Source organism: Collinsella aerofaciens (assembly GCF_028209885.1).
Classification (GTDB): domain Bacteria; phylum Actinomycetota; class Coriobacteriia; order Coriobacteriales; family Coriobacteriaceae; genus Collinsella; species Collinsella aerofaciens_BA.
In genome coordinates this window covers 1-23,806 of record NZ_JAQLEM010000033.1, presented here as the reverse complement: position 1 = coordinate 23,806, position 23,806 = coordinate 1, and the positions used below count along the sequence as shown (strand labels likewise).

Annotated in this window: 23 protein-coding genes; 8 read left to right on the top strand and 15 right to left on the bottom strand. The window is 60.8% G+C overall.

Going from position 1 to position 23,806, the window contains the following annotated elements:
* Positions 1 to 64: 64 nt before the first annotated feature.
* The 4 genes from ndk to PMX21_RS08355 form a co-directional block, all read right to left on the bottom strand.
* The gene (ndk, locus tag PMX21_RS08370; RefSeq protein ID WP_271759119.1) at positions 65 to 469 is read right to left on the bottom strand and encodes a nucleoside-diphosphate kinase; all 405 of its coding nucleotides are present in this window, start codon (positions 467 to 469) and stop codon (positions 65 to 67) included.
* Between the two features lie 384 nt (positions 470 to 853).
* Positions 854 to 2,284: an argininosuccinate lyase gene (argH, locus tag PMX21_RS08365; protein ID WP_271759118.1), complete on the bottom strand. Its 1,431-nt coding sequence runs from the start codon at positions 2,282 to 2,284 to the stop codon at positions 854 to 856.
* 118 nt (positions 2,285 to 2,402) lie between these two features.
* Positions 2,403 to 2,573 carry a hypothetical protein gene (locus PMX21_RS08360; protein WP_158550218.1) on the bottom strand — a complete coding sequence of 57 codons (171 nt, stop codon included), beginning with the start codon at positions 2,571 to 2,573 and terminating at the stop codon, positions 2,403 to 2,405.
* A gap of 233 nt (positions 2,574 to 2,806) precedes the next feature.
* The gene (locus PMX21_RS08355; protein ID WP_035138001.1) at positions 2,807 to 4,033 is read right to left on the bottom strand and encodes an argininosuccinate synthase; all 1,227 of its coding nucleotides are present in this window, start codon (positions 4,031 to 4,033) and stop codon (positions 2,807 to 2,809) included.
* Between the two features lie 554 nt (positions 4,034 to 4,587).
* Between PMX21_RS08355 and PMX21_RS08350 the strand changes: the two genes are divergently transcribed.
* Complete coding sequence (locus tag PMX21_RS08350; protein ID WP_271759117.1) at positions 4,588 to 5,415, top strand: Cof-type HAD-IIB family hydrolase; 828 nt, start codon at positions 4,588 to 4,590, stop codon at positions 5,413 to 5,415.
* A gap of 278 nt (positions 5,416 to 5,693) precedes the next feature.
* Here PMX21_RS08350 and polA read toward each other — a convergent pair whose 3' ends face one another.
* Positions 5,694 to 8,444 carry a DNA polymerase I gene (polA, locus tag PMX21_RS08345; RefSeq protein WP_271759116.1) on the bottom strand — a complete coding sequence of 917 codons (2,751 nt, stop codon included), beginning with the start codon at positions 8,442 to 8,444 and terminating at the stop codon, positions 5,694 to 5,696.
* Between the two features lie 166 nt (positions 8,445 to 8,610).
* On the opposite strand from polA, the gene PMX21_RS08340 reads away from it, so the two are divergent.
* Positions 8,611 to 10,008: an aminopeptidase gene (locus PMX21_RS08340; RefSeq protein ID WP_271759115.1), complete on the top strand. Its 1,398-nt coding sequence runs from the start codon at positions 8,611 to 8,613 to the stop codon at positions 10,006 to 10,008.
* A 126-nt stretch (positions 10,009 to 10,134) separates the two neighbouring features.
* A complete protein-coding gene (locus PMX21_RS08335; RefSeq protein WP_271759114.1) occupies positions 10,135 to 10,944 on the top strand; it encodes a YaaA family protein in 810 nt (269 codons plus the stop codon).
* 23 nt (positions 10,945 to 10,967) lie between these two features.
* On the opposite strand, the gene PMX21_RS08330 is transcribed toward PMX21_RS08335, so the two are convergent.
* Positions 10,968 to 11,489 (bottom strand): hypothetical protein, encoded by a 522-nt coding sequence (locus tag PMX21_RS08330; protein WP_271759113.1) that lies wholly within the window; start codon positions 11,487 to 11,489, stop codon positions 10,968 to 10,970.
* Positions 11,490 to 11,660: 171 nt separating this feature from the next.
* Here PMX21_RS08330 and thiC point away from each other — a divergent pair, with 171 nt between their 5' ends.
* On the top strand, positions 11,661 to 12,995 hold the full coding sequence (gene thiC / locus PMX21_RS08325) for a phosphomethylpyrimidine synthase ThiC (RefSeq protein ID WP_271759112.1): 1,335 nt from the start codon (positions 11,661 to 11,663) through the stop codon (positions 12,993 to 12,995).
* 177 nt (positions 12,996 to 13,172) lie between these two features.
* Positions 13,173 to 14,003, top strand: coding sequence for a bifunctional hydroxymethylpyrimidine kinase/phosphomethylpyrimidine kinase (gene thiD / locus PMX21_RS08320; protein ID WP_271759111.1), 831 nt, complete (start codon positions 13,173 to 13,175; stop codon positions 14,001 to 14,003).
* A gap of 290 nt (positions 14,004 to 14,293) precedes the next feature.
* Here the strand turns inward: thiD and PMX21_RS08315 are convergent, their stop codons facing one another.
* From PMX21_RS08315 to PMX21_RS08305, 3 genes are read right to left on the bottom strand one after another with little or no spacing between them, the layout of a single operon-like run.
* A complete protein-coding gene (locus tag PMX21_RS08315; RefSeq protein ID WP_271759110.1) occupies positions 14,294 to 15,433 on the bottom strand; it encodes a peptidoglycan recognition protein family protein in 1,140 nt (379 codons plus the stop codon).
* Positions 15,420 to 15,650: a hypothetical protein gene (locus PMX21_RS08310; RefSeq protein WP_271759109.1), complete on the bottom strand. Its 231-nt coding sequence runs from the start codon at positions 15,648 to 15,650 to the stop codon at positions 15,420 to 15,422. Before PMX21_RS08310 ends, PMX21_RS08315 begins: the two co-directional genes overlap by 14 nt.
* A gap of 11 nt (positions 15,651 to 15,661) precedes the next feature.
* Positions 15,662 to 16,000 (bottom strand): hypothetical protein, encoded by a 339-nt coding sequence (locus PMX21_RS08305; RefSeq protein ID WP_271759108.1) that lies wholly within the window; start codon positions 15,998 to 16,000, stop codon positions 15,662 to 15,664.
* A 136-nt stretch (positions 16,001 to 16,136) separates the two neighbouring features.
* Here PMX21_RS08305 and PMX21_RS08300 point away from each other — a divergent pair, with 136 nt between their 5' ends.
* The 3 genes from PMX21_RS08300 to PMX21_RS08290 all read left to right on the top strand — a co-directional run bounded on the left by PMX21_RS08300 (position 16,137) and on the right by PMX21_RS08290 (position 18,571).
* Entirely contained in the window at positions 16,137 to 17,003 is an 867-nt protein-coding gene (locus PMX21_RS08300) for a tyrosine-type recombinase/integrase (RefSeq protein ID WP_271759107.1), read from the top strand.
* Positions 17,004 to 17,704: 701 nt separating this feature from the next.
* Entirely contained in the window at positions 17,705 to 17,920 is a 216-nt protein-coding gene (locus tag PMX21_RS08295) for a hypothetical protein (protein WP_271759106.1), read from the top strand.
* Between the two features lie 408 nt (positions 17,921 to 18,328).
* The gene (locus PMX21_RS08290; protein WP_271759105.1) at positions 18,329 to 18,571 is read left to right on the top strand and encodes a hypothetical protein; all 243 of its coding nucleotides are present in this window, start codon (positions 18,329 to 18,331) and stop codon (positions 18,569 to 18,571) included.
* Here PMX21_RS08290 and PMX21_RS08285 read toward each other — a convergent pair.
* From PMX21_RS08285 to PMX21_RS08260, 6 genes are all read right to left on the bottom strand, one after another.
* Positions 18,568 to 18,717, bottom strand: coding sequence for a pyocin knob domain-containing protein (locus PMX21_RS08285; protein WP_271759104.1), 150 nt, complete (start codon positions 18,715 to 18,717; stop codon positions 18,568 to 18,570). The genes PMX21_RS08290 and PMX21_RS08285 overlap by 4 nt on opposite strands.
* A gap of 848 nt (positions 18,718 to 19,565) precedes the next feature.
* On the bottom strand, positions 19,566 to 19,985 hold the full coding sequence (locus PMX21_RS08280; protein WP_271759103.1) for a hypothetical protein: 420 nt from the start codon (positions 19,983 to 19,985) through the stop codon (positions 19,566 to 19,568).
* Between the two features lie 13 nt (positions 19,986 to 19,998).
* Positions 19,999 to 20,628: a hypothetical protein gene (locus PMX21_RS08275; RefSeq protein WP_271759102.1), complete on the bottom strand. Its 630-nt coding sequence runs from the start codon at positions 20,626 to 20,628 to the stop codon at positions 19,999 to 20,001.
* A gap of 49 nt (positions 20,629 to 20,677) precedes the next feature.
* Positions 20,678 to 20,923, bottom strand: a complete 246-nt coding sequence (locus tag PMX21_RS08270) for a hypothetical protein (protein ID WP_271759101.1) — start codon at positions 20,921 to 20,923, stop codon at positions 20,678 to 20,680.
* Positions 20,920 to 22,494, bottom strand: coding sequence for a phage head spike fiber domain-containing protein (locus PMX21_RS08265; protein ID WP_271759100.1), 1,575 nt, complete (start codon positions 22,492 to 22,494; stop codon positions 20,920 to 20,922). Before PMX21_RS08265 ends, PMX21_RS08270 begins: the two co-directional genes overlap by 4 nt.
* Entirely contained in the window at positions 22,484 to 23,743 is a 1,260-nt protein-coding gene (locus PMX21_RS08260; protein WP_271759099.1) for a hypothetical protein, read from the bottom strand. The genes PMX21_RS08265 and PMX21_RS08260 overlap by 11 nt, the downstream gene beginning before the upstream one ends.
* Positions 23,744 to 23,806: the final 63 nt, after the last annotated feature.

The window sequence follows — 23,806 nt, the reverse complement described above, 5'->3', positions numbered from 1 at the left end:
GCCGCGGATGGAGTTCCGCGGCGCCAAAGCCACACGCTAACAGCTTTAAGGAGTCAAAGCTGGTTTAGCCAAAGAAGCGCTTGATCTCAATCTCGGCGTTCTCCAAGCAGTCGGAGCCGTGAATCACGTTAGCGTTGACATCGACAGCGAAGTCGCCGCGGATGGTGCCGGGGGCAGCATCAAGCGGGTTGGTAGCGCCCATAAGGGTGCGCATCTTGGAGACAGCGGAAAGACCGAAAACGACCATCTTGACGACCGGACCGCTCGTCATAAAGTCGCAGAGACCGCCAAAGAAGGGCTTGTCGGCCAGATGGGCGTAGTGTTCCTCGACGGTAGCGCGCTCGAGCGTGGTCATCTCCATGCGCTCGATGACAAGACCGCTGCGCTCAATGCGAGCAACGATCTCGCCGATCTTGCGGTCGCGCACGGCGTCGGGCTTAATCATGATGAAGGTCTTCTCGATAGCCATAAGGTAGCCTTTCAAGTAGGTTCGCGCGTGCCCAAGTCCCATTCCGGCACCCGCCTGGAGTGCATCGTAACAGAGTTTTAGCTGCAGTTAAACAAAAAGCTGTTTATTGAAACGCTGCAATTTATTAAAGCGCTCCATATGTGTCACTTCTGTTTCGAAGCCCGATTAGAGTACCATCCGACCGCCCATCAACCGCATCAAACAGAGCAGGCGGTCGGTTGCCGCCCGCGAACGTAACCCCTTCACAACCTGCCCAAAGGTCCTACAGAAGTTCTCGACAAGCCCCTCCCCCATAGCAACAAAATACGGGCGCCCACATCAGCAGGCGCCCGTAAAGTGAAAACGATTTATCAATACATGGCCAAAACGGCTTCAGCCAAATCCCTACTTTACCCCGTGGCCCATCTCGACGACCTTAGTCAGCGATCCAAACACGCCCTCGTCGGCCACGAGCTGCGCCTCGGCACGCTGCAGCTGCACGGCAACGGCGGCAGGGGCGGTGCCGCCCTCGGTCGTGCGCGCGGCGACAATCGACGGGATGTCGAGCGCCTCGGTAATGTCGTGCTCGAAGAGCGGGCTTGCCTCCTGGAACACCTCAAACGGCAGGTCCTCAAGATTGCAGCCGCGCTTCTCACACATCAGTACCAGATGCCCCACCACGGCATGTGCCTCGCGGAACGGCAGACCACGCTTAGCCAGGTAATCGGCAACATCGGTTGCGGCAAGGTGACCCACGCCGCACTCGCGCGCCATGGCATCCTCGTTGACGGTCCAAGTCGAAATCATACCGGCCATAACCGACAGGCACTGCATGAGCGTATGAGCGGTATCGAGCGCGCCCTCCTTGTCCTCCTGCAAGTCCTTGTTATAAGCAAGCGGCAGGCCCTTCATGGTCACGAGCAGCTGCACCAGGTTGCCATACACACGGCCGCTCTTGCCGCGAATAAGCTCGGCAAAGTCGGGGTTCTTCTTCTGCGGCATGATGGACGAGCCGGTGGAGTACGAGTCGGAAAGCGTGATAAAGCCAAATTCGGAGCTCGACCACAGCACAATCTCCTCGGAAAGACGCGACAGGTGCATGGCCATGACGGAACCGGCGTAATGCAGATCGAGCAGGAAATCACGGTCGGAAACCGCATCGAGCGAGTTGGGAATCACACCCGCAAAGCCAAGTTCGGCAGCCGTCATCTGACGATCGAGCGGATAGCTCGTACCGGCAAGCGCGGCAGCACCCAGCGGGCAGCTGTCGGCGGCATCAAAGGCGGCCTTCAGGCGTGTAAAGTCGCGCGCGAACATCCAGGAATACGCCAGCAGATGATGCGACAGAAGCACGGGCTGAGCATGCTGCATGTGCGTGTAGCCCGGCAGAATCACCTTGTCGTACTTCTTGGCCGCATCCACCAGCACATGGCGCAGCTCAAGATTGGCCTCCATGAGCTCCTTGGCCAGCGCCTTGACGCCCAGGCGCGTATCGGTCGCCACCTGGTCGTTGCGCGAACGTCCGGTATGCAAGCGCTTGCCAGCCTCGCCGATGCGACGCGTCAGCTCGCTCTCGATGGACATATGAATGTCCTCGTCGTTGATGTCGAAGGTGAAGTTGCCGGCATCGATATCCTGTTCGATTCCGGTCAGGCCCTCGGCTATCGCTTGCTCGTCCTCGGCACTGATGATGCCCTGGGCCGCCAGCATCTTGGCATGCGCCTTAGAGCCGGCGATATCCTGCTTATAGAGATGTTTGTCGACCGGCAGCGACGCGCCAAACTCCTGCGTGACCTCGGCCACGCCTGCCTCAAAACGACCGCCCCAAAGAGCCATGGAACCGTCCCCTTTCTCCAAATACCAAAACAAGCGCCCAAAGCAATGCGCCATAACGCTAAAGCGATTTTTCAACCGCTAGTTTTACACATTCCCCACCGTGTGCGGAGCCATGTAGCTAATTTGCAAAGAAGTGACGCGCCATGCACTTGGCGCCCAACGTCTCCCTCCGGATGTTGCCCTGCGAACCATCGATCCAGGCCTTCAGGCTCATAGGGACGTCCTCGACCCTTGCAGCATCGAACTCGGGCGCGAGGGCAAGTAAAGCATGCGCGATAGCATTGAACATAATGGATACTCCTCATATATATAGGCGCAGAGCCGCCAAATTGATAGAAGGAGCCCCGCCGGACAACCCCGGCGGGGCTCGGACTCAGCCGCAGACGCGGCATCATATATGCGGGCGGAACGTAGGGGCCACCGATGTTAAGAAGTGTCAGCAAGCATAACGAAAGGTAGGGACCCCGTGCGCCCGTTATGTATCACGCGGATGGGCCGCGCGGATACCAAGGGAAGGAGGCGCTAGGCCTGGGCGGCAGCAGAGCTGGGGCCCTGGACCTTTGCCCACGTCTTGAGCGACAGCGTATCGATCTCGATAAAGCCGGCACTGGCCTTCTCGTCAAACGTGGTGTCGCGGTCGTAGGTAGCCAGACCGTAGTCGTAGAGGCTGAAGGGGCTCTTGCGGCCGACGACATGGCAGTTGCCCTTAAAGAACTTCAGACGGACAGTGCCGGTCACGAACTTCTGGGTATCGGCCATAAAGGCATCGAGCGCGTTTTTGAGCGGGCTGTACCACTGGCCGTTGTACACGGCGGTGGCCCAATCCTGCTCGAGCTTGATCTTGGTCTTGAGCAGGTCGCCCTCGACGCAGATGTCCTCGAGCGCCTTGTGGGCGGTGATGAGCGTCAGGGCGCCGGGAACCTCATAGCACTCGCGGCTCTTGAGGCCCACCAGGCGATCCTCGACCAGATCGAGACGGCCAAAGCCATTGTCGCCGGAGATCTTGTTGAGGGCGATGACGATCTCGGAGAGCTTCATCTTCTTGCCGTCGACGGCGACGGGCTTGCCGGCCTCAAACTCGATCTCGGTATAGGTCGGGGTGTCGGGCGTGTCCTCGGGGTTCTTGGTCATAACCCAGGCGTCGTCGAGCGGCTCGTTCCAGGGATCCTCCAGGTGGCCGCACTCAATGGCACGACCCCACAGGTTGTCGTCGATGGAATAGGGGTTGTCGTTGGCACCCTCGGGAACCGGCACGTTGTGGGCGTGTGCGTAGGCGACCTCGTCCGGACGGCACTTCAGATCCCACTCGCGAACCGGGGCGATAACCTTAAGCTCGGGGTCGAGGGCCTTGACGGCGGCCTCAAAACGAACCTGGTCGTTACCCTTGCCGGTGCAGCCGTGGGCGACGTAGGTCGCGCCAAACTCGTGGGCGACCTCAACAAGCTTCTTGGCAAGCAGCGGGCGAGACAGGGCGGAGAGCAGCGGATACTTGTTCTCGTACATGGAGTTTGCTGCAATGGCTTTGGTCAGGAACTCATCGGAGAACTCGTCGCGCAGGTCGAGCACCTGGCAATCGAGAACGCCCAGGTCGAGCGCCTTCTGCTTTTTGGCATCCAGGCCGGTCTCCTCCTGGCCCACGTTGCCGCAGACGCAAACGACGTCGAGATTCTTCTCGTCCTGGAGCCACTTGACACATACGGATGTATCAAGACCACCGGAATATGCGAGAACGACTTTTTCCTTGCTCATGGCTGTTTCCTTTCGCCCTTGGTAGCTAGTTAGAACATCGGTCAGTTGCAAGTCACCTTGAGGTCAAAAACCGTGCAATATCAGGTTATTCAGCAGAATGCATCACAGGCATGCCCTAGAAACATGCGACTATGTCGTGCTTAAACCCAACGACCTCAAAATGACTCTGTTGAGGCAATTCGCCCCATGTGGACAGAGACGATTGTTATCGTCGTCGGGAAATTGCGCGCTGGCGTCGGAGAGCATTGTCTGCAGTGGTGATGATCTGTACGAACTGCATCTGCCTCTCCTTTCACGTATCGCCGGGCGCAATTCAAATATCGCAAACGGTACCTTTTCCTCGGTAAGCGGCTCTTTTGCCGTCTCCGTTTTCGATGTTCGCTATATTACGATAAAGTGCACGCTGCGCAAGCGACAAATTCAAATTTCTGAAAAGTTTTTTCATTAGTTTGTGAATTGCAGTGCAAATACGCACCATTCCTGCGAAAATACGCTCGACTACTAGTTGATGGTTATAACGTCTGAAACAATCTCGAAACGAAAGGCGCATTTTTATGCAAACTTACGAATCGGACGCCAACATCGGCAACATTAAGATTCTCGCCGTCGATATGGACAAGACGCTGCTGACCGACGAGCGTGTGCTGCCCCAGGGTCTTGATGAGCGCCTGGACAAGCTCGCCGACGCCGGCATCGTATTCTGCCCCGCCAGCGGACGTCCCGCCCCCAAGCTCGAGGAGATGTTCGAGGGTATCAAGAACCGCCTCGCCTTTTGTCCCGACAACGGAGCTTGCGTGATCTATCGCGGCAGCTATATCTATAAGAGCAATATTGACGTGGAGCTGTATCAGCAGGTCTTGAACCGTGCCTCGGAGGATCCTCGCGCTGTCCCCGTCCTGTGCTGCTTCGACGAGTTCTACGTGCTTGCCCGCGACCATCAATACCACGACGAGATCAGCGTCTACTACAACACAATCAACTACGTCGACAGCTTTGAGGACATTGATTTCGAGTCCAACAAGATTTCGGTCTTCTTCCCCGGCTACGACGCCGAGCCCGCTTTCCGCGAGACCTATAGCCCCGAGTTCTCGGACAAGCTCTACGTCACCAACGCCGGGCGCGAGTGGATCGACTTTATGAACCTGGGCGTCGACAAGGGCGCCGGCGTCGCGCACCTGTGCGAGCACCTGGGCATCGATATCGCCGACGCCGCCGCCGTGGGCGATACGTACAACGACATCCCCATGCTGGAGCGCGTCGGTCACAGCTTTATCGTGGACAATGCCGAGGAGCACATGAACGCGCACGCCAAGTGGCGCATTCCGAGCAACAACGACGGGGGCGTACTGACGCTCATCGACGCCATCTTGGCGGCTCGTTAACGTTGCTCGTCGGACCTGGCCGGGCGAGGCGGGTAAGTTTTTCGCTCGGTCAGGTCCTGGGCTCGCTCGGAAAGCACATTAAGTGCTTTCCGGCTCGTGCGGAATCTACGAAAAACTTACCCGCCTCGCCCGGCCAGGTCCTGCGGTGACTTGCTTGCCGTCTGGATGGCGTCTTGGCGCCTAGATACTTTGGCTGATGTTTATTGAACGAAGGACGCTCCTTGTTGATGAGGGGCGTCCTTCTGGTTTTGTATTACTTTGGAATTGTGGTCATGCCCTTACTTGGCGTCTGCCCAGGTCACTCCAGTCGAAGCTTCGGCGATTAGGGGGACGTGGAGGTCTACTACGTGTTCCATGACGTCGCGGACCATGGTGGTTAGGCGCTCGACTTCGTCGATGGGGCACTCAAAGTCCAGTTCGTCGTGTACCTGCAGGATCATGTGGGCGGCAAAGCCTTCCTCTTCCAGGCGGCGGCTTACGCGGGCCATGGCGATCTTGATGATGTCGGCCGCGGTGCCCTGCATGGGGTGGTTCATGGCCGTGCGCTCACCAAAGCCGCGGAGTTGTGGGTTTTTGGCCTTGAGCTCCGGAATATGACGGCGGCGGCCGTACATGGTCTCGGCGTAGCCCGTCTGCTTGGCGCGTGCCACCACGTTGTCGAGGAACGTACGCACACCCGGGTAGGCCTCGTAGTAGCGGTCGATCATGTCGCGCGCCTCGGTCATCGAGATATGCAGCGACTGCGACAGGCCGTAGGCCTGCTGACCATACACGATGCCAAAGTTCACGGCCTTGGCGCGACTGCGCAGGTCGGGCGTTACCTCGGACACCGGCACTCCAAACACGCGCGCCGCCGTCTCGGCATGAAAGTCCTCGCCCTCGTTGAAGGCGCGCACCAAGTGCTCGTCGCCCGAAAGATGCGCGAGCAGGCGCAGCTCAATCTGCGAGTAGTCCACCGCCAAAAAGACGCTTCCCTCGCCTGCCGAAAACGCCGTCTTGACGGTACGGCCCAGCTCAGAGCGCGTCGGGATGTTCTGCAGGTTCGGGTCGCTCGAGGACAGACGCCCCGTTGCCGTGATGGTCTGGTTGTACGTAGTATGTACGCGACCGTCACCACGGCGCAGCGGGCCCAGCGTGTCCAGATAGGTGGACTTGATTTTGGACTTTTCACGCCAATCCAAGATCAGACGCACGATTTCGTGGTCGCGGGCAAGGTCGCTCAACACCTTGGCGTTGGTCGAATAGTAGCCGCGCTTAGTCTTCTTGAGGCCCTTGGTCGGAAGCCCCATCACATCAAAGAGCACGTGCGACAGCTGCATGGGACTGCCAATATTAAAGGTCTCGTCACCCGCCAGGTCGCGAATACTGCGCTCGACCTCGGTGATCTGGGTCGCCAGACCCTCGGACAGACTGCGCAGGCGATCGGGGTCCACGAGCATGCCCGCGCGCTCCATCTTGGCAAGTACCGGAACGAGCGGCATCTCGATGCCATCGAACACGTTGGCGGCATTCTCACGGGCCATGCACTCGCGCAACGGCGCCACGAGCGCCAGCGTCAGAGCCGCAGTACGGGCGGCAGGCGCCGGAGCGTCCTCACCAGCACCCCCTGCGCCGCGCGCCGCAGGCAGCGCCATCTGCAGATACGTATCGGCAAGATATGCCTCATCGAACTCGGAGCGATCGGAATCCAGCAGATAGGCAGCGACCACGGTATCGAAGATACGCGTGGAATCGGCAGCGAGCGGATCCATGAGCTCGGGCTCAGAAGAATCGATGGGCGAAAGCTCGTGCAGCAGCGCCTTCGTATCCGGGCTCGCCACGCGGCCCTCCATAAACAGGCGCGCAAGCACGCCGGCGATCACACCGTGAGCGAAGTTGAAGCCATCGACTACGGCAGTGGAGGCGCCGTCGCCCTCCTCGAGCGCGAACAGGCCCTTGGACGTCGCCAACCACAGCGTGCGCGTCAGTCCAAAGAGCGCGCCCTCTTCCTTGTCGTCGTCCACCACGGCGGCGACCCACTCGCCGGCATCAATCGCGCGGGAGACCTCAGCCGCAACGGCACCAAGCGCGTCAGCATCGCCGGCGGCTGCGCGAACCATCGCAGGTATCTCAAACACACTGGAGGCAGCAGCAGCCCCGCCCTCGCCGCCAATCAGCGCCAAGAAACGGTTCTGCATGGCCGTAATGCCGAGTGTGCCCAGCGCCGCGGAGACTTCGTCGGCGGAAAACGCCGGGAAGGACGTTTCGTCAAAGTCGAGCTCGACGGGCGCATCGGTGCGAATGGTTGCGACCTTGCGGCTCAGCAGCGCATCGTCGATGTGCGCACGCAGGTTCTCGCCCATCTTGCCCTTGACCTCGTCGGCATGCGCGATGACCTCGTCCAAGCTGCCGTACTGTGCGATGAGCGCGCTCGCCTTTTTGGGGCCGATGCCCGGTACGCCGGGAATGTTGTCCGACGTATCGCCCTTTAGACCGTAAAAATCGGGCACGAGCGCCGGCGTAATGCCGTGATACAGGTCGTCCACGCTCTCGGGCGTCATGATCGCCACGTCGGACAGGCCCTTGCGGGTCGAGACCACGTTGACGTGCTCGGTCACGAGTTGATACATGTCGCGGTCGCCGGTCACCAATAGCATGTCGCAGCCGGCCTCTTCACCCAGGCGCGCCATGGTTCCCAGGATGTCATCGCCTTCCCAGCCCACGGACTGCAGAATCGGCACGTTGAGCGCGGCGAGCAGCTCCTTAATCATAGGGAACTGCGCATGCAGATCGGGGTCCATGGGCGGGCGCTGCGCCTTATACTGCGGCAGCATCTCCATGCGCACGCGCGGTTTGCCCTTGTCAAACGCCACGACCACACCGTCGGGGTTAAAGGCGTCGATCATCTTAAGAAACATGTTCAGAAAGCCAAAGATCGCGTTGGTGGGGCGACCGTCCGGCGCGTTCATGGTCGGCGGCACGGCGTGGAAGGCGCGATGCATGAGCGAGTTGCCGTCGATAACGGCAAAGGTGCGGCGCTTGTCAGACATATTGAATACCTCGCTTTAGGCTGGGCACGGTTTGCTCACTCCAGTTTACACGCTCCCCGCCCCGCGGCCACCGCACATCAAGCTCCCCCGCCAACGTGAGCCCGCGCGTGATACGATGGCTCACGGTACATCAACCAGCACGATCGATCCGAAAGGAGCCTGCGTCATGAAGCGTCCCTGCGCATGGAAAAAGTACACGCCACAGCAAGTCGAGGAGCTCGAGGAGCTTTGCCGCGGCTATAAGCAGTTTTTGAGCGAGAACAAGACCGAGCGCCTGTGCGTCAAGACCGGTATCAAGATGGCCGAGGAGGCGGGCTACGTCGACCTGGAGACCGTGATCGCCGAAGGCCGCGAGCTCAAGGCAGGCGACAAGGTGTACGCCGCCAACCACGGCAAGGATCTTATGCTCGTCAACTTGGGCACCGCCCCGCTCGAGCAGGGCTTTAACATCTTGGGCGCCCACGTGGACTCGCCGCGCCTGGACCTCAAGCAGAATCCCGCCTTCGAGGCCGGCGACATGGCCTACCTCGACACGCACTACTACGGCGGCGTCAAGAGCTACCACTGGGTGGCCTCCCCGCTCGCACTCGTGGGCGTCATCTGCAAAAAGGACGGCACCACCGTCGACATCAATATCGGCGACAAGGCAGACGACCCGGTCTTTACCATCTCCGACCTGCTGATCCACCTCTCGAGCGAGCAGATGTCCAAGCCCGCCAAGGACGCCGTCGATGCCGAGATCCTCGACGTAATCGTGGGCGGTCGCCCCGTCAAGTTCGATGAGGACGACAAGGACGCTTCCAAGGAGCCCGTCAAGCAGATGTTCCTGGACATCCTCAAGGAGCAGTACGGCGTCGAGGAGGAGGACTTCCTCTCCGCCGAGATCGAGGTCGTGCCCGCCGGCCCCGCCCGCGACATGGGCCTCGACCGCTCCATGATTTTGGGCTATGGCCACGACGACCGCGTCTGCGCCTACCCCTCCATGCTCGCCCAGATCAATGTGGCCAATGTCGAGCGCACGAGCATCACGCTCATCGTCGACAAGGAGGAGATTGGCTCCGTGGGTGCCACCGGCATGACGAGCCGCTTCTTCGAGAACACCGTCGCCGAGATCATGACGCTCGCCGGCGAGGATAGCCCGCTGGCCCTGCGCCGCGCGCTCGCCCGCAGCCGTATGCTCTCCTCCGACGTGTCCGCCGGCTTCGACCCGGGCTACGCCGGCAAGTTCGAGACCAAGAACGCCGCCTTCATGGGTCGCGGCCTGTGCTTCAACAAGTACACGGGCAGCCGCGGCAAGGGTGGCTCCAACGACGCCGACGCCGAGTACGTGGCCCTCGTCCGCGACATCATGGACGAGGCCGGCGTGGACTTCCAGACCTGCGAGCTCGGCCGCGTCAACGCGGGCGGCGGCGGCACCATCGCCTACATCATGGCCAAGTACGGCATGAACGTCATCGACTCCGGCGTTGCCGTCCTGTCCATGCACGCCCTGTGGGAGGTCGCCAACAAGGCCGATATCTACGAGGCCTACCGCGGTTACAAAGCCTTCCTCGAGCGCGCCTAACCAACCCTCGTAAGGCGCACCAAACCAGCCCTTTATAACTTGCGGTGGAATACGGACTAACCTGGCCTTCAACCGGCCCGCGCAGACCGCATTCCACCGCAACTTCTTTTTGGCAGAGGAGAGTTCATGTTCCAGGTCATCGTTTCGCCTGCCAAGCAAATGCGCGCGGCACAAGATGCTTTTGAAGTTCAGGGGATTCCGCCCTTTGCGCGCGAGACAGCTCGCCTCCACCGCGCACTGCTAGATATCGAGCGGAATGAAGGCAGCGGCGGCCTGCAGGCCCTTTGGAACGTGAGCGACAGGCTGCTTACAGCGTGCCTGGATACGCTTCACGAATTTATGCCCGTCCTGAGCGATGCCGACCTCGCCGATCCCGATATCGCGCGTCGAATCTCCCCCGCCGTCATGTCCTATCACGGCATTCAGTACCAGAGCATGGCACCCGAGGTAATGGATGCCGAACAGCTCGCCTGGCTGCAAAGCCACCTGTGGATCCTCTCCGGCCTCTACGGGTGCGTTCGTCCCTTTCATGCCGTCGAACCGTATCGGCTGGAGATGGGCGCGAAGCTCGCCGTCGACGATGCCCGAGACCTCTACGCGTTTTGGGGCGACAAGCTCGCACGGGCTACCGCCCCGGCAGGCTCAAACACCACGATCGTCAACCTCGCCAGCGTAGAGTATGCCAAAGCCGTTCTGCCCCACCTCGCGGACGACGCCACGGCCGTCACATGCCTCTTTGGCGAGGGTATCCGCAACGGGAAGCCCATCCAACGGTCGACCGCCAGCAAAAAGGCGCGCGGCTCCATGGTGCGGTGGATGGCAGAAAACAAGCTCGAGGATGCAAGCGAACTTACCACATTCAACATCGGCTATCGGCACATCCCCGAGCTTTCAGACAAAAACACCCTGGTTTTCATGAACGCGCAGGCACAATAGGCCCGCCGTTTCCAAACACCCCATTACTCCGCCAAGCCATCGGCCTTTGCAATCCCGTTTGTCGAACCGTCCTGATAGACAATCTTGACGTGCTCAACCTCGGACACCGCAACACCCGTCGGAGGCTCCAGACGCCATTCCGTCAGGGCGATATCCATGGTCGTGGGCACATCTCCTTGATCTTTGAGCTTCACCGTCAGCGTTTTGAGCGCCGCGTCAAACGTCACGCGTTCGATTTCTTCGCCTGGAATGGACCCACCACTCAGCTGCAACTGCACAAACTCATCGCGCGGGTACCAATAATCGCCCGGAATGGCGAGCGTATTGGCATTACCGCCAGTACTCCTCACCGTCATAATCGGTAGGCTATCATCGGCCTCAAACTCCCAGGCAGTGCCGCCGCGACCACCAAACGTCCAGATACAAACGGCAATCACAAGCACGGCAAGCACCGCAAAACCAATCGCGACAAGGCCATGGTGCGCACGGCTTTCCTCGGCCGATACATCCCATTGCGTCTCTCGATATAGATGCTTGTCTTCCATGTTCGCCTCCTCACAGGCACGCTCGTTAGGCCAATCGTACCCATTCAGGCTATACTTGAGCCCACCACATAAACGGGGAGCTTGCAGGACAAGACGGCAGGCTGAGACTGGGCGCGCCCGCCCTGACCCGCAAACCTGATATGGGTAATGCCAACGAAGGGAGCCGTGCCAATGAGCACACAGACCGAGCCCGAGCTCGTCACGCAAATCGACTTCGCCCGCGCCGGGCAGATCACACCGCAGATGAAGGAGGTCGCCGAGCGCGAGCATCGCGACCCCGAGTACATCCGCGAACGCGTGGCCGACGGCCGCATCGCCATCCCCGCCAACATCGTGCACATCAAAAAGGGCATGCGCGCCTTTGGCGTCGGCGAGGGCCTGTCCACCAAGGTCAACGTGAACTTGGGCATCTCGGGCGACAAGGCCGACGCCGCTGAGGAATGGAAGAAGGTCAAGATCGCCGAGGACTTTGGCGCCGACGCCATCATGGACCTCTCCAACTCGGGCAAGACGCGCCAGTTCCGCCAGCAGCTCATCGACGAGACGCCGCTCATGGTAGGCACCGTCCCCATGTACGATGCCATCGGCTACATGGAAAAGCCGCTGGTCAAGCTGACCAAGGACGATCTGCTCGAGGTCGTGCGTGCACACGCCGAAGACGGCGTGGACTTTATGACCATCCACTGTGGCATCAACAAGTCGGTCATCAAGACCTTTAAGGAGACCGGACGCCTGATGAACATCGTCAGCCGCGGCGGCTCGCTGCTGTTTGGCTGGATGGAAGTCACCGGCAACGAAAACCCGTTCTACGAGTTCTACGACGAGGTGCTCGATATTTGTCACGAGTACGACGTAACGATCTCGCTCGGCGACTCCTGCCGCCCGGGCTGTCTCTACGACTCCAACGACGCCACCGAGACCGCCGAGATGATTGAGCTCGGCAAGTTGTGCAAGCGCGCCTGGGCCGCCGGCGTCCAGGTTATGGTCGAGGGGCCGGGCCACATGGCGCTCGACGAGATCGCCGCCAACATGAAACTGCAGAAGCGCCTGTGCCACAATGCCCCGTTCTATGTGCTCGGGCCGCTGGTGACCGATATCGGCGTGGGTTACGACCACATCACTGCCGCCATCGGTGGCGCTATCTCCGCCAGCTCCGGCGCAGACTTCCTGTGCTACGTGACGCCGGCCGAGCACCTGTGCCTGCCCAACGCCCAGGACGTGCTCGACGGCCTCATGGCCACCAAGATCGCCGCACACGCCGCCGACATCGCCAAGAAGGTGCCCCACGCCCGCGACATGGACGACAAGATGGGCCAGGCACGCCGCAAGCTCGACTGGGACGCCATGTGGAAGTGCGCGCTCGACCCGGTCACCGGCAAGAAGCGCTACGAGGAATCCCCCGCCGCCACCGAGGGCACCTGCACCATGTGCGGCAAGATGTGCGCCGTCCGCACCGTTAACAAGGTGGTCGAAGGCACGACGATCGATCTTGGCATGGAGGACTAACTCGTCACCGGAGCCACAAACGGCCACAAGGTGTTCGTCAATTGTTGACATGTGAACATTTTCTTACATTTACGTAAAGATTGCACCGCCCGCCCGGGATCGGCATACAGCCGGCCCGGGCAACTTTATAATGCAGGCAGGAGACCCATTTGAATCCGACCGAACAAGGGAGCGAACATGGATCGCAGTAAGGTACCCGCCGTTCTATCCATCGCAGGATCAGATTCCAGCGGTGGTGCCGGCATTCAGGCCGACATCAAGACCATCACGGCGCACCGTCTGTATGCCGAGACGGCCATCACAGCCATCACCGCACAAAACACGCTCGGTGTCACCGCCGTGCAGAACATCTCCCCGGATATTGTCGCGGCGCAAATCGATGCCGTTTTTGACGATATCCGCCCCAGTGCCGTCAAGATCGGCATGGTTTCCTCTGCTGAGATTATCGAGGTTATCGCCGACCGCCTGAGTACTTGGAACGCACAAAATATCGTCGTCGACCCCGTTATGGTCGCCACTTCGGGCGCTCGCCTCATTGCCGAGGATGCCGCCGAGGCGCTCACACGTCGCCTGTTCCCACTGGCGACCGTCATCACGCCCAACATTCCCGAGGCCATGGCGCTGCTCGACTACGAGGTCGATTCCGAGCGCACGCAGCAAAACGCTGCCATGCTCCTCACCCGCCGCTTTGGCTGCGCGTCCCTCGTTAAGGGCGGTCATTTTGTCAACGAGGCCAACGATGTGCTAGCAGAGCCCGCACCGCTCGATGGCGAGGGCAACCACCTGGGCGATCCGCTCACCACGTGGTTCCGCCACAAGCGCATCGAGACCAGCAACACGCATGGCACCGGCTGCACGCTCTCGTCCGCCATCGCCTGCGCGCTGGCCCAAGGCATGGATCTTGCCGACGCCGTCAACGCCGGCAAGGCCTACCTAACCGGCGCTCTCGCCGCCGGCTTTGACATGGGCAAAGGTTCCGGCCCCGTTAATCACATGTGGCAGTACTGACTTGTAGGAACGACAAAAACGAACACGCCGTTTACCTGCTGGTTTAAGTACGACAACAACGGCAGAAGCGCGTAAAAACGGGTTAGCACGCGCACTTAGGATTATTTGGGGATATGAAAGCCGCGCGGGCGTGCACCCGGAATATCCCCATTTATTAACACAAAGAGGCCCTCCCCGGAAATACCGGGGAGGGGCCTCTGTTGTCTATGGGCGATTAACGCTCACGATGCAGAATGCGACGGTCGCGACGGCGCCGCCGAACAAAGCTCCGAGCACGAACGTCAACGCGATCATCGGCGCGTGCCGTCCGAGACGTAACACTGCAGACGGTCGAGCGCGCAACCGTAGATACCCGCATAGTCATCGCCGCCGTAGGTCGTGCCGTCATCGCAGACCTCATCGTGGTAGTCGGGATGAGCGACATCCTGGCTGCGGTAGTAGACCTGCTTGTACTCGCCAGACGGAGTGATGTAGTACATCTTCACACCGTCGATCGTCTGGCCCCAAAGGCCCGCCATGCCATTGACGGAGTCGCCGTAATTGGCGGTCTGGACGTAGTCGAGCCAGCCGCTCTCCTTGGTGTGGACACTGTACATGAGGGTGCCAGAATCCACCCAGGCGATGAGCATGTCATGCGATCCATAGGGTACGCCGGCGAAGCCCTCGCTGGTGCTGTCGTCGAAGTTGGTGACGACTTCATTCCAGCCGCCTCCGCGATTGTGCAAGGCGTAGTGGATGTTGACGGACGCGCCGGTAGACTTTGGGAACTTGGTGCGGCTGGCGGACGTCGCCGGGGCGTACGTGCCGCCGTTGCCGTTGGTCGGTGCGATGGGCGCGACATACCCGCTGCCCAAATAAGATGCGACAGCCTGTTTGAACTCCCACCACGACTTACCGTAGGACCGGAAGTATCCGTTCGGGTCGGTGTGGTCAGACCCTCCCCAACGCTGGGCCGCCTCGTAGTGGCTCAAGAGTCGAGACGTGTCCCAACCGTGGGCACGCAGCTCGTCGCCAGCCCACTTGACCGCCTCGCCCCACTGCTTGGAGAAGTCGGAAGCATTGGTGGCGTGCGCCAGCTCGATGCCGATCGTGTAGCCGTTGCCGTTTCCGACGTGCCAGCACAAGCGGCCCTCGGGCACCGTGTTATACACGGTTGACCCGTCAAGCTCCATCACGTGGTGGACGGCATAGGTATCATCGCGCGACCACAACAAAGTGTGGTTGTAGGCAGAAGCGCCGGGGTTGGCCGTCTCATGGATGACCAGGTAGCTTGCATTGAGATACCCGTGGCCGTTGCTAACGTACTTGTCGACACTCTGATACGCCTCGGCTCCGCACGGGGCGGCGAGGGCCGCGACGAGCGCGAGGACGATGGCGAAAACGCTGCGCACCGGCAGCTTGCGCTTAGCCTCGGCGTTAGTCTCCGTCATGGTCGCCACCCGTCTTAAGGCGCGCGGAGTCCACGGCCTGCTCTGCAGCGGCATAGATGGCAGCGCTCGCGACCCCGCAAACGGTGCCGACGGCCACGACCGCCTGGTTGTCGGTCGCAAGTCCGGCAACGCTCGCCGCGACGGACCCGAGGAAGGCCGCAGTGCACAGCCAGAACTTTCTACTGGTCAGCTTGCGGACGATCTCGTCTTTGGTCATTGATTCCTCCTCTAATCCAATACGGGCTGCTTCATCGCGTCCTCGTAGAGACGCGTTCCCGTGCCGTTGCCGCCCAGCCCGTGGTAGGCGGCGTAGACACTCTCGAGATGCCGGCGCTCCTCGACGGTCAGGCCGCCCTGCGCCATGGCTCTCTCATGGATGCGCTGCAACTCAGCCCAGAGCAGCGCCCGCATCCCCGCCTTGAGTGCCTCGCTGGCCTCACGGTCGCGCTCCGCCCGCTCCGAAGCCTTGCGCCCCTGGGCCCTGACGGTCGCGACGCCCGCCGCGACCATTGCCGATACCAGACAGGACACGGCCGTCGTCACGACGATCTGCGCCAGTGATGCCACGCTTGACCTCCTTTCTTCCGCTATTTGCCGCTGATTTCAGGGTTCGAGCCTTGTCGAATCCCCTGAAAATCCCAGACGCCTCGGCACGGCGTACCATGCAATGCGTCTGGGATTTTCAGGAGATTGGAAGATCGAAATGCTGTTCAAAGATGCCGCCGCCGAGTACATGGCCGACAAGCGAAAGCGCCTGCGCGCCACCACCCTCGAGGGCTATGAGAGCGCGATACGTTGCCACCTCATCTCCCAATGGGGCGAGCGCGAGATAGATTCGATTACTTTCGAGCAGGTCCAGAAATGGATCGATGAGTTCGACCGTGCAGGCGCGGCGGAAAAGGCGTACAAGACGTTCCGCCAGATCTACCGCTGGATACTGAGGCGCCACCAGCTCCGCATTTGGGATGTGACCCAGGGGGTCGAGTTGCCGACGAAGCCGGCGGTGCGCCGTCCGACGCTCAGTGCCGATCAGGAACGGACGACCCTGAGGGCGATAGTCGGGCAGTCCTTCGAGCCGGCGGTGCTCCTGGGCGCAACGCTCGGCCTGCGGCGCTGCGAGGCGTGTGCCGTCCGCATCGAGGATATCGATTGGAGGAGCGGCTGGGTGCACATCCGGCGCGGGCTACATGTCGTAAAGGGCGAGGTCATCGAGACCGGGTGCAAAACCAAACTCTCAGACAGGCGACTCAAGCTGCCGCGCTTTGCCCTCGAGAGGCTCCGCGCCATCAGGGGCGCGCGCAGGTCCGGCAGGCTTTGCCAGCTGGATCCGAACGCCGTGGCCAGGAGGTTCGCCGCATTTTGCAAGCGGCACGAACTCCCCCACGTCCCCATGACGTGCCTGAGGCACAGCTGGGCAACGATATCGCTGGAAAGCGGCGCGGCAATCGAAGATATCGCCGTCGCCCTAGGCCACACTACCGTCAACACGGCGATGAGCCACTACCTGCAGTCATTCCGAACAGTAGTGGCTAGAGCGAGCGATATGTACGCAATAGCCATGGAACGGTGATTCCGTATCCCGATTTACCGTGGTCGATGGCGCGGGATCGTTCTTCATCGGTTGGGACGCTAACGGTCCGTACGTCGCCGTAAGAAACCAAGACAGCTCGCAACAAGTTTCACTTCGTCTCAGTGACGCCAGCAATGGCAATAGGCCTTCGACAACTCATATTGACCTTAATAGCGACAAGGCAGATAGTATCTGGGCGGCTCAATAGCATTCCGTATCCCCCGTTTACGCATTGGACGTTAACGATTTGGACAACCCACCCGCGGCGCTCATTCTTAATGCGTCAGCCGACCCGAAAGGGTTCCCGTCTCAACTTGGAGGAAACGGCTGCATTGTCATCCAGCACAATTTCGGTGCCACCGCCTACACGGCGCAGCTCGCGTTTGGATTCGGCTCCGACAAGATAGCGATCAGACGCAAATACGGCAGCGCTCAATGGACTGACTGGAAGTACGGAACGTTAAGTTAGTTTTCCGTATCCCATTGCGTAACCGCCGTCGGAAACACCGCCGCGACGGTTTCAACTGATCTAGAGGGCGGCCAGTATGTCCAAATCAATGTCACAGCGCCGAATGGAAACACTTACGTGCTCACGGCCAAACAAGATAGCATCGGCCTATGGGACTCCAACCAAAGCAAGTTTATTTGGCAAATGGTAACAACTGGGTGATTCCGTATCCCTGCAATGGTGGGGCACATCGGTGTCGTTCAATCTTGAGACGGCAAAGACGTTTGCAATCGTCGCGATCGGCGCAACTGATGTTCCGCTGAAAGGCCCATTCATGGTTTGGTTCAGTTCGACAAAACCAAGCAGTACGGCTCTACCGGACGGTGTGGCCATCTCCAATGACGGCAGAAAGGTCACCGTGTCTTACCGCAGCGAAGTGACATTCGTAGTGCAGAAATACGTCTGCTAGTTTTCCGTATGCCAGACTTCCGACGGCATTACGGCGAATGTGGAACTTAATAGCCAAAATTTGCCAACCCTCGGTTTTCGATGCGGAGCAACCAGGATTACGGTGAACTTCTTAAATGACAGGATTCTCGTCTTTAACGAGACCGAGAGTAAACATGTCGCCGTATTTAAAAAGGACGAATAGTTTTCCGTATCCCGCATTACAGTTGACGGAGCAGGTGAGTTTTTCTCCGGATGGGATGCTAACGGCCCATACATCTCCGTTGTATCAAGTAATGGGAAGGATCGCGTCTCATTCCGACTCATGGACACCTCGAACGACAACAAGCCATCGGCTTCATACGTAAACATTCAAGAGAGCACGTCCAAAGGCGTATGGTCGGCGTAATAGCATTCCGTATCCCAGCTGGTGAAAAGCAAGACGCGCACCTATACGACAACTGAAAACGGCAACTTCTACCTCGAACTGCCGCACGGGACGGTGTTCCTCTATGCGGAGACCGATACAAAAATTGACGGCAAGTACCTCGTATGTTCGCCCTACTACTACGCGCCAGTCGGTATAGGGCTTTCCATTGCCGATGACACGCCTGCGCACAACAAAGCTTGCAATGCCGAAGTAACGGTCACCGCGTACTACATCGAGCCTTAGAGCTGCGCCCAATCGCTCCACGCGCCTGAAAGGTAGCCTCGCGTATAGAGCTTCTTGGTGTTGATGTCCATCGCCAGCTGCGTGATGTATCCGTTCTCGAAAGAGTCGGAGCCGAACTGGATAAGGGTTCCGTATGAGAAAGGCATATTCTTGGAATTGCCGATGTGATAAACGCCATTTTTAAGATTGTTTGCGTCATCGGCAAACGTGTACGTTAACACCAGTTGGGATACGGAATGCTATTTGGTTATTCGCCAGACCTCAACAGAGTCGGTAAAGCAATATAGTCGGATTCCGTTTCTGAGCAGAGAAAAGCCATAGGATTTTCCATCGCTTGCGGTGAACCTAATCTGCATCACATTATCGTTGCCGACGCTTGAAATGACTGCGGTAATGACGTTTCCAGAAAATGGGGATACGGAATGCTATAGGTGCACTTTTCTTGCTATATCGCGGGAGCGCAGAATCTAGCCAAAGTCGTAGCGGTAGACAACGAAAGATGCCCCCTGTGGGCGCGACACTGTAATGGTGTCCCCCTCCCTTTTCACAGAATACCCGCCGGGAAGATTCGTATGCGATACAGAGTCGCCAGAGCGCCACACGAAAAACGGGACCAATTGCTCGTTGCTGTTGGCCGATAATACAAGCGCGAAGATCGAGTCTCTTTTAAGGTCAAATGAGACGGATGCACCCCACGAGCATATGTGGGATACGGAAAACTATCCCAGCTTCCAAACACCGTTGTATAGCACATGTCTCTGGACTTCGCTGTCATAACCAAAAGTCAGAGCCGCTCCGTATTTATCGCTCGTCAGGTAGACAATCGCCAAAGACGACGAACCATACGCCCCACCGGTGACTGAGACGAAAACGACATTGTTGATTGGAATATCGTCGCTAATTCGAGTCAACAGAACGTCGGTATCCACCTCGCTGGCATCAAGAAGATTTGCCCTAATGAACCGTAACCCATCGCGTAGGGATACGGAATCACCTATGAGACCGTTGCGGTAAAATCCATGGGCGAGATAATCAGCACTGTGGCACCTGCATTTTTGAAAGTCACGTCAATACTGTTTTCCGTACTCCCACGCTTGGCGGTCACGTCTACGCCGGAAAGCGTGTTAACGGTGGGGTCTGAAGAGCCACGCGCGGTGATGGTACTTACGCCGTGGATGCTCATCATGAGATACGGTTGATATCCATCCCCAGTTAAATGCAAGACCGACGCACTTCTAAGGTATGCCTTGTGAAGGCTGACACCGTCGTCAATATGGGATACGGAATCCCCGAGGGTCTTGATGCTGTCCGCGGCGTCGGAGATGCCCTGCTCGATGTGGTTGAGTCGCGCGGCGGTGATCGCCGTGACGCCGTCCTGCCAGAGCGTCTTGGCGTAGCTGAAGATACCTGCCATGTTCTATTCCTCTCTAAGCGATTCTGTGGTCGTCAAAAAGCGTCCATGCGCCGGGGATGTCGACCACGGTCTTGTTTCCCGGGACGGTCTGCTCGCCGGGGAAGATCGCCTTACCCGTCTTGCCGGCGTCCCAACGCGCAAACGCGTCGACCGACTTCTTCGACTCGTTGACCTTCACCCAGAGCATCCCGTCGACGCGCTTCGTGCGCTCGGGCTCCGCCTGCTGGATGTAGTACGGCTTCGCTGCCACAGCGGCGGCGTTGGCGCGCGCGGCGGCCTCGTCGGCGGCGGCCTTGGACTGGCGCGCCTGGTCGGTCGCCGATTTCGCGAGCGCCGTCTGCTCGTCGCACGCCTTCTTTGATGCCGAGAAACTCGACTGCCTCTGCGTCTCTTTCGCGGCACGCGTCTCCTCTGCATCCTTGCGCGCCTTCTCGTTGGCCTCGATGGCGGCCTTGGCGGCGTTCGCGGACTCGGCGGCCGCACCGGCGGCAATTCGGCTCGCCTCGAGCTCGGCCTCGTTCTCATAGCGGAAGGCGTAGTCAGTGGACGTTCCGTCGTCCCCGGTGACGGTGAGGCCGTCGATATAGCCGCCGTCGGCCACCTTGATCTCGTATGTCGTGTCCCCCGTGCTGCTGTCAGACATTGGCGGGAGCTCCTTTCTCGAATTGGGGCTGTGCCATATATCGGCGTGCCTACGCGATGATCCCGATCGCCGTCCAGAGCGGCGGCGACCCGATGAGGATGGCGCGCTGTCCGGGCGCTGCGCCCCGGCAGCACGTCGTCATGCAGATGCCGGCCACGACCGAGCCCCCGATGCGCACATCGACGGTCCTGGAGTCCGCCGCGACGACGGTGCCGTAGGCGATCGAGACGCCGGGCGCCGTCGGCGCGGCGACGATATCCGCGAGGTCGGCTGCCAGAGACGGCATTGCGCTCACGAGGCATCACCCCTCAGGTACATGCGGAGCTCGATCCTCATGGGGCATCCCATCGAGAGCTCGAGGTCCATCTTCCGGATACAGGCGCGGGCGAGCTCGATCCCGACGGACGGCAGCCTGATGGCGCATGCCGAGTAGACGTCCGCCGACGGGTTGAAGATCGCCGTGATCGTCGGGCGCCGGATGACCGAGCACTCGGTGGCGAGCAGGCTCGCCGCCTTGTCGTTCGCCGCCTCGACGGCGAACTGCGTCGCCGAGGCGCCCTCCTCGACCTTGACCTGCGCCACGTCGATATACGACCCGGCCGGCGCGGCGTCCGACAGATAGACGTATCCCGCGCTGTATTCCTCGGACTTGCCCGGGGTCGCCGTGAGCGAGAGTCTCGTCCAGCCACGCTCCACATCGAGCGTCCTGCTCTCTCCCCCGTCGTCCTCGCGCCAGATGGGCTGGATCCTCACCTGCGTGCGCTGCGACGCGTAGAGGTAGACGGACGCGGTGTACGGCTGGCCCTTCTTGAGGGATATCTTGTCCTGGGCGATGCCGATCTCGCCGGAGCCGGACCCCTTCGTGATGCGGATCGCCTGGTTGACGCCGCCGACGGGGCACCCGGAAACGCCGACGGTCTCGATGGTCCCCGCGCCGCCGCTGGACCTGAAGGTCGCGCTGTCGTGGGTGCCGGCGCCGGCGAGCGGGTAGGAGCCGCCGGCGATGACGCTCTCGCCTGCCGGCAGGTCGCTGTACTGGTACCGCTTCACGATGCGGCGGCCCGTGGAGACGGTAGACCACTCGCTCTGCGGGCTGTCGTCGGAGGCAGTGCCCCTGACGCTCTCGCCCTGGGTCGTGAAGTCGACGTGCACCACGTTCACGGCGTCGAAGTCGTCCTGCTCGTCGGTGAGGTCGGGAAGCACCCGGCAGTCCTCGCCCTCGGAGAAGGCGTGGTCGATCGGCCTAGCCGCCGGCTCCAGGTAGCGCCTGAACAGCACGCGCCCGTAGGCGTCGGTCGAGGCGCTCCTGAAGCCGGCGGCCGAGAGCAGCCTGTTGACCGCGCCCAGCTTGTTGTCCGGCGTGTCCGCCGTGGCGGCTATGCCGAAGACCCATGACGTCGACAGCGTGTAGTCGCTGGGCTCCGCGACGACCTCGAGCCCGCACCCCTCCGCGATCGCCTTGGCCGCGGAGACCGCATTGGCGCCCGCCGGCACGGTGTACGGCTCGTCGAAGTCGTCCTTCGCGAGGTCGTGGAGTCTGCCGTAGAGCGTCGCGATGCCGGTCGCCACCTCGCCGCTGACCGTGCGGGACGGCGTGGAGCACTCGAAGGTCCCCAGGCACACGGTGCGCGACGCGCCCGAGATCGGGTCCTCCGCGTCGAGGTAGATGCGCACGAAGTCGTTGCCCATGTCGAGCCTGCCGACGTAGTCCAGCGATGCGGACTCGTAGGTGTCCGTGTCCTGGTTTCGGCTGATGCTCCCGCCGGTGAAGCACTCGATGGCGCCGGTCTCCAGGCCGGTCGACCGCGACACGCGGGCGTACCGGTAGGAGGCCCTGAACGACGCGAGCCAGATATCATCCGACACCGTTGGGCTCCCTCCATCGCTCCCTCTTCGTCGATACGGACACCCTGTAGTCCTCGGGTGCGCACCTGGTGAGCGTCCCCGTGACGGCGGCGAAGCCGCGGTCGCCCAGATGGGGTCGCACCCAAGCGCTTCCGTAGCGGCCGAACAGGCCGCGGACGCGCAGGTAGTCGTCCTCCTCGATCGTGAACTCCATCGACTCCTTCATCGAGAGGTTGCCGCTCTCGAACCCCATGGGCAGGCCGCCGCCGACGAAGTGGAACTGGTCGCGCTCGCGCTCGGGGCTCGCCGAGTACCGCGGCGGGCCTCCCATGTTCCTGTCGCCGACGACGACCTCGGAGGCGTCCGGCCCGAAGTTGAGGGCGAACCCGTCGCAGGGGCACACGGTCCCCACCTCGATCGTCGAGGTGGTTCCGGAGGCCGCGTAGCCGCGCGCGACGTAGGAGAACCCGACGTTGAGCGGCGGCAGGCGGTCGATGACGCTCTGCCCGGACTTGAGGCCGCTCGCGAGCAGGAGCATCGAGCCGTCCGCGAGCACGCGCTCGATATCGAACGAGGCGCACGTCGGCAGGCTGTGGACGGTTGCGCGCGTCCCCTTTATGGACATGCCGCCCCTGATGCGGATGTTGCCCTCGGGCGTCATGGCCATGGGGCCGTGCAGCTTGTGGTCCCTGACGGAGAACTCCGAGATGCCGTCGCGCACCGTGACGACGGCCGCGAGCGCATCGCTGTAGGAGACGTTGACGATGGGCGTGGCGGGCACGAGCCAGTCGGTCGAGAACGAGCGGATGACGGTCGTGGACAGGCTCGAGCCGCCGCGGACGGTGAGCACGAGGAGGTACGCGGACCTGTTCTCCAGGCCGGGGGCGATCTTGTGCGACCGCGCGCCCGCGCCGACCAACGTGTCGATGACCGCAGAGCCTCCGTGCAGCAACCTCAGGCGCTGGAAGGTGATGCCGGTCTCGTCGACGGCGGTCCAAGCGACGCGCAGCGGGAGCTCGACGACGGCCTCGCCGTCCTCCGCGGGAGTCGTGAAGAACGCCTGCGGCGGGTCGGCGACCCTGAACACCGCGTACTCCGACCACGCTCCCCATGAAGGGTCGGCGCCCTTGGTGCGGACGCGCAGCCGGTAGGTGCCCTTCGCGGACAGGCTCAGGGACGTCGTCGATGTGGGCCCGCTGATGAGGTGCGGGACGGTCTTGCCGTCCGGCTGGATCAGCTCGATCTGGGCCGCCGTCTGGATTGGCAACATCTATTTGGACGATTCCGGGAGGGACAGCCCCGCTTCCCTGAACTCGACCGGCGACATGTAGCC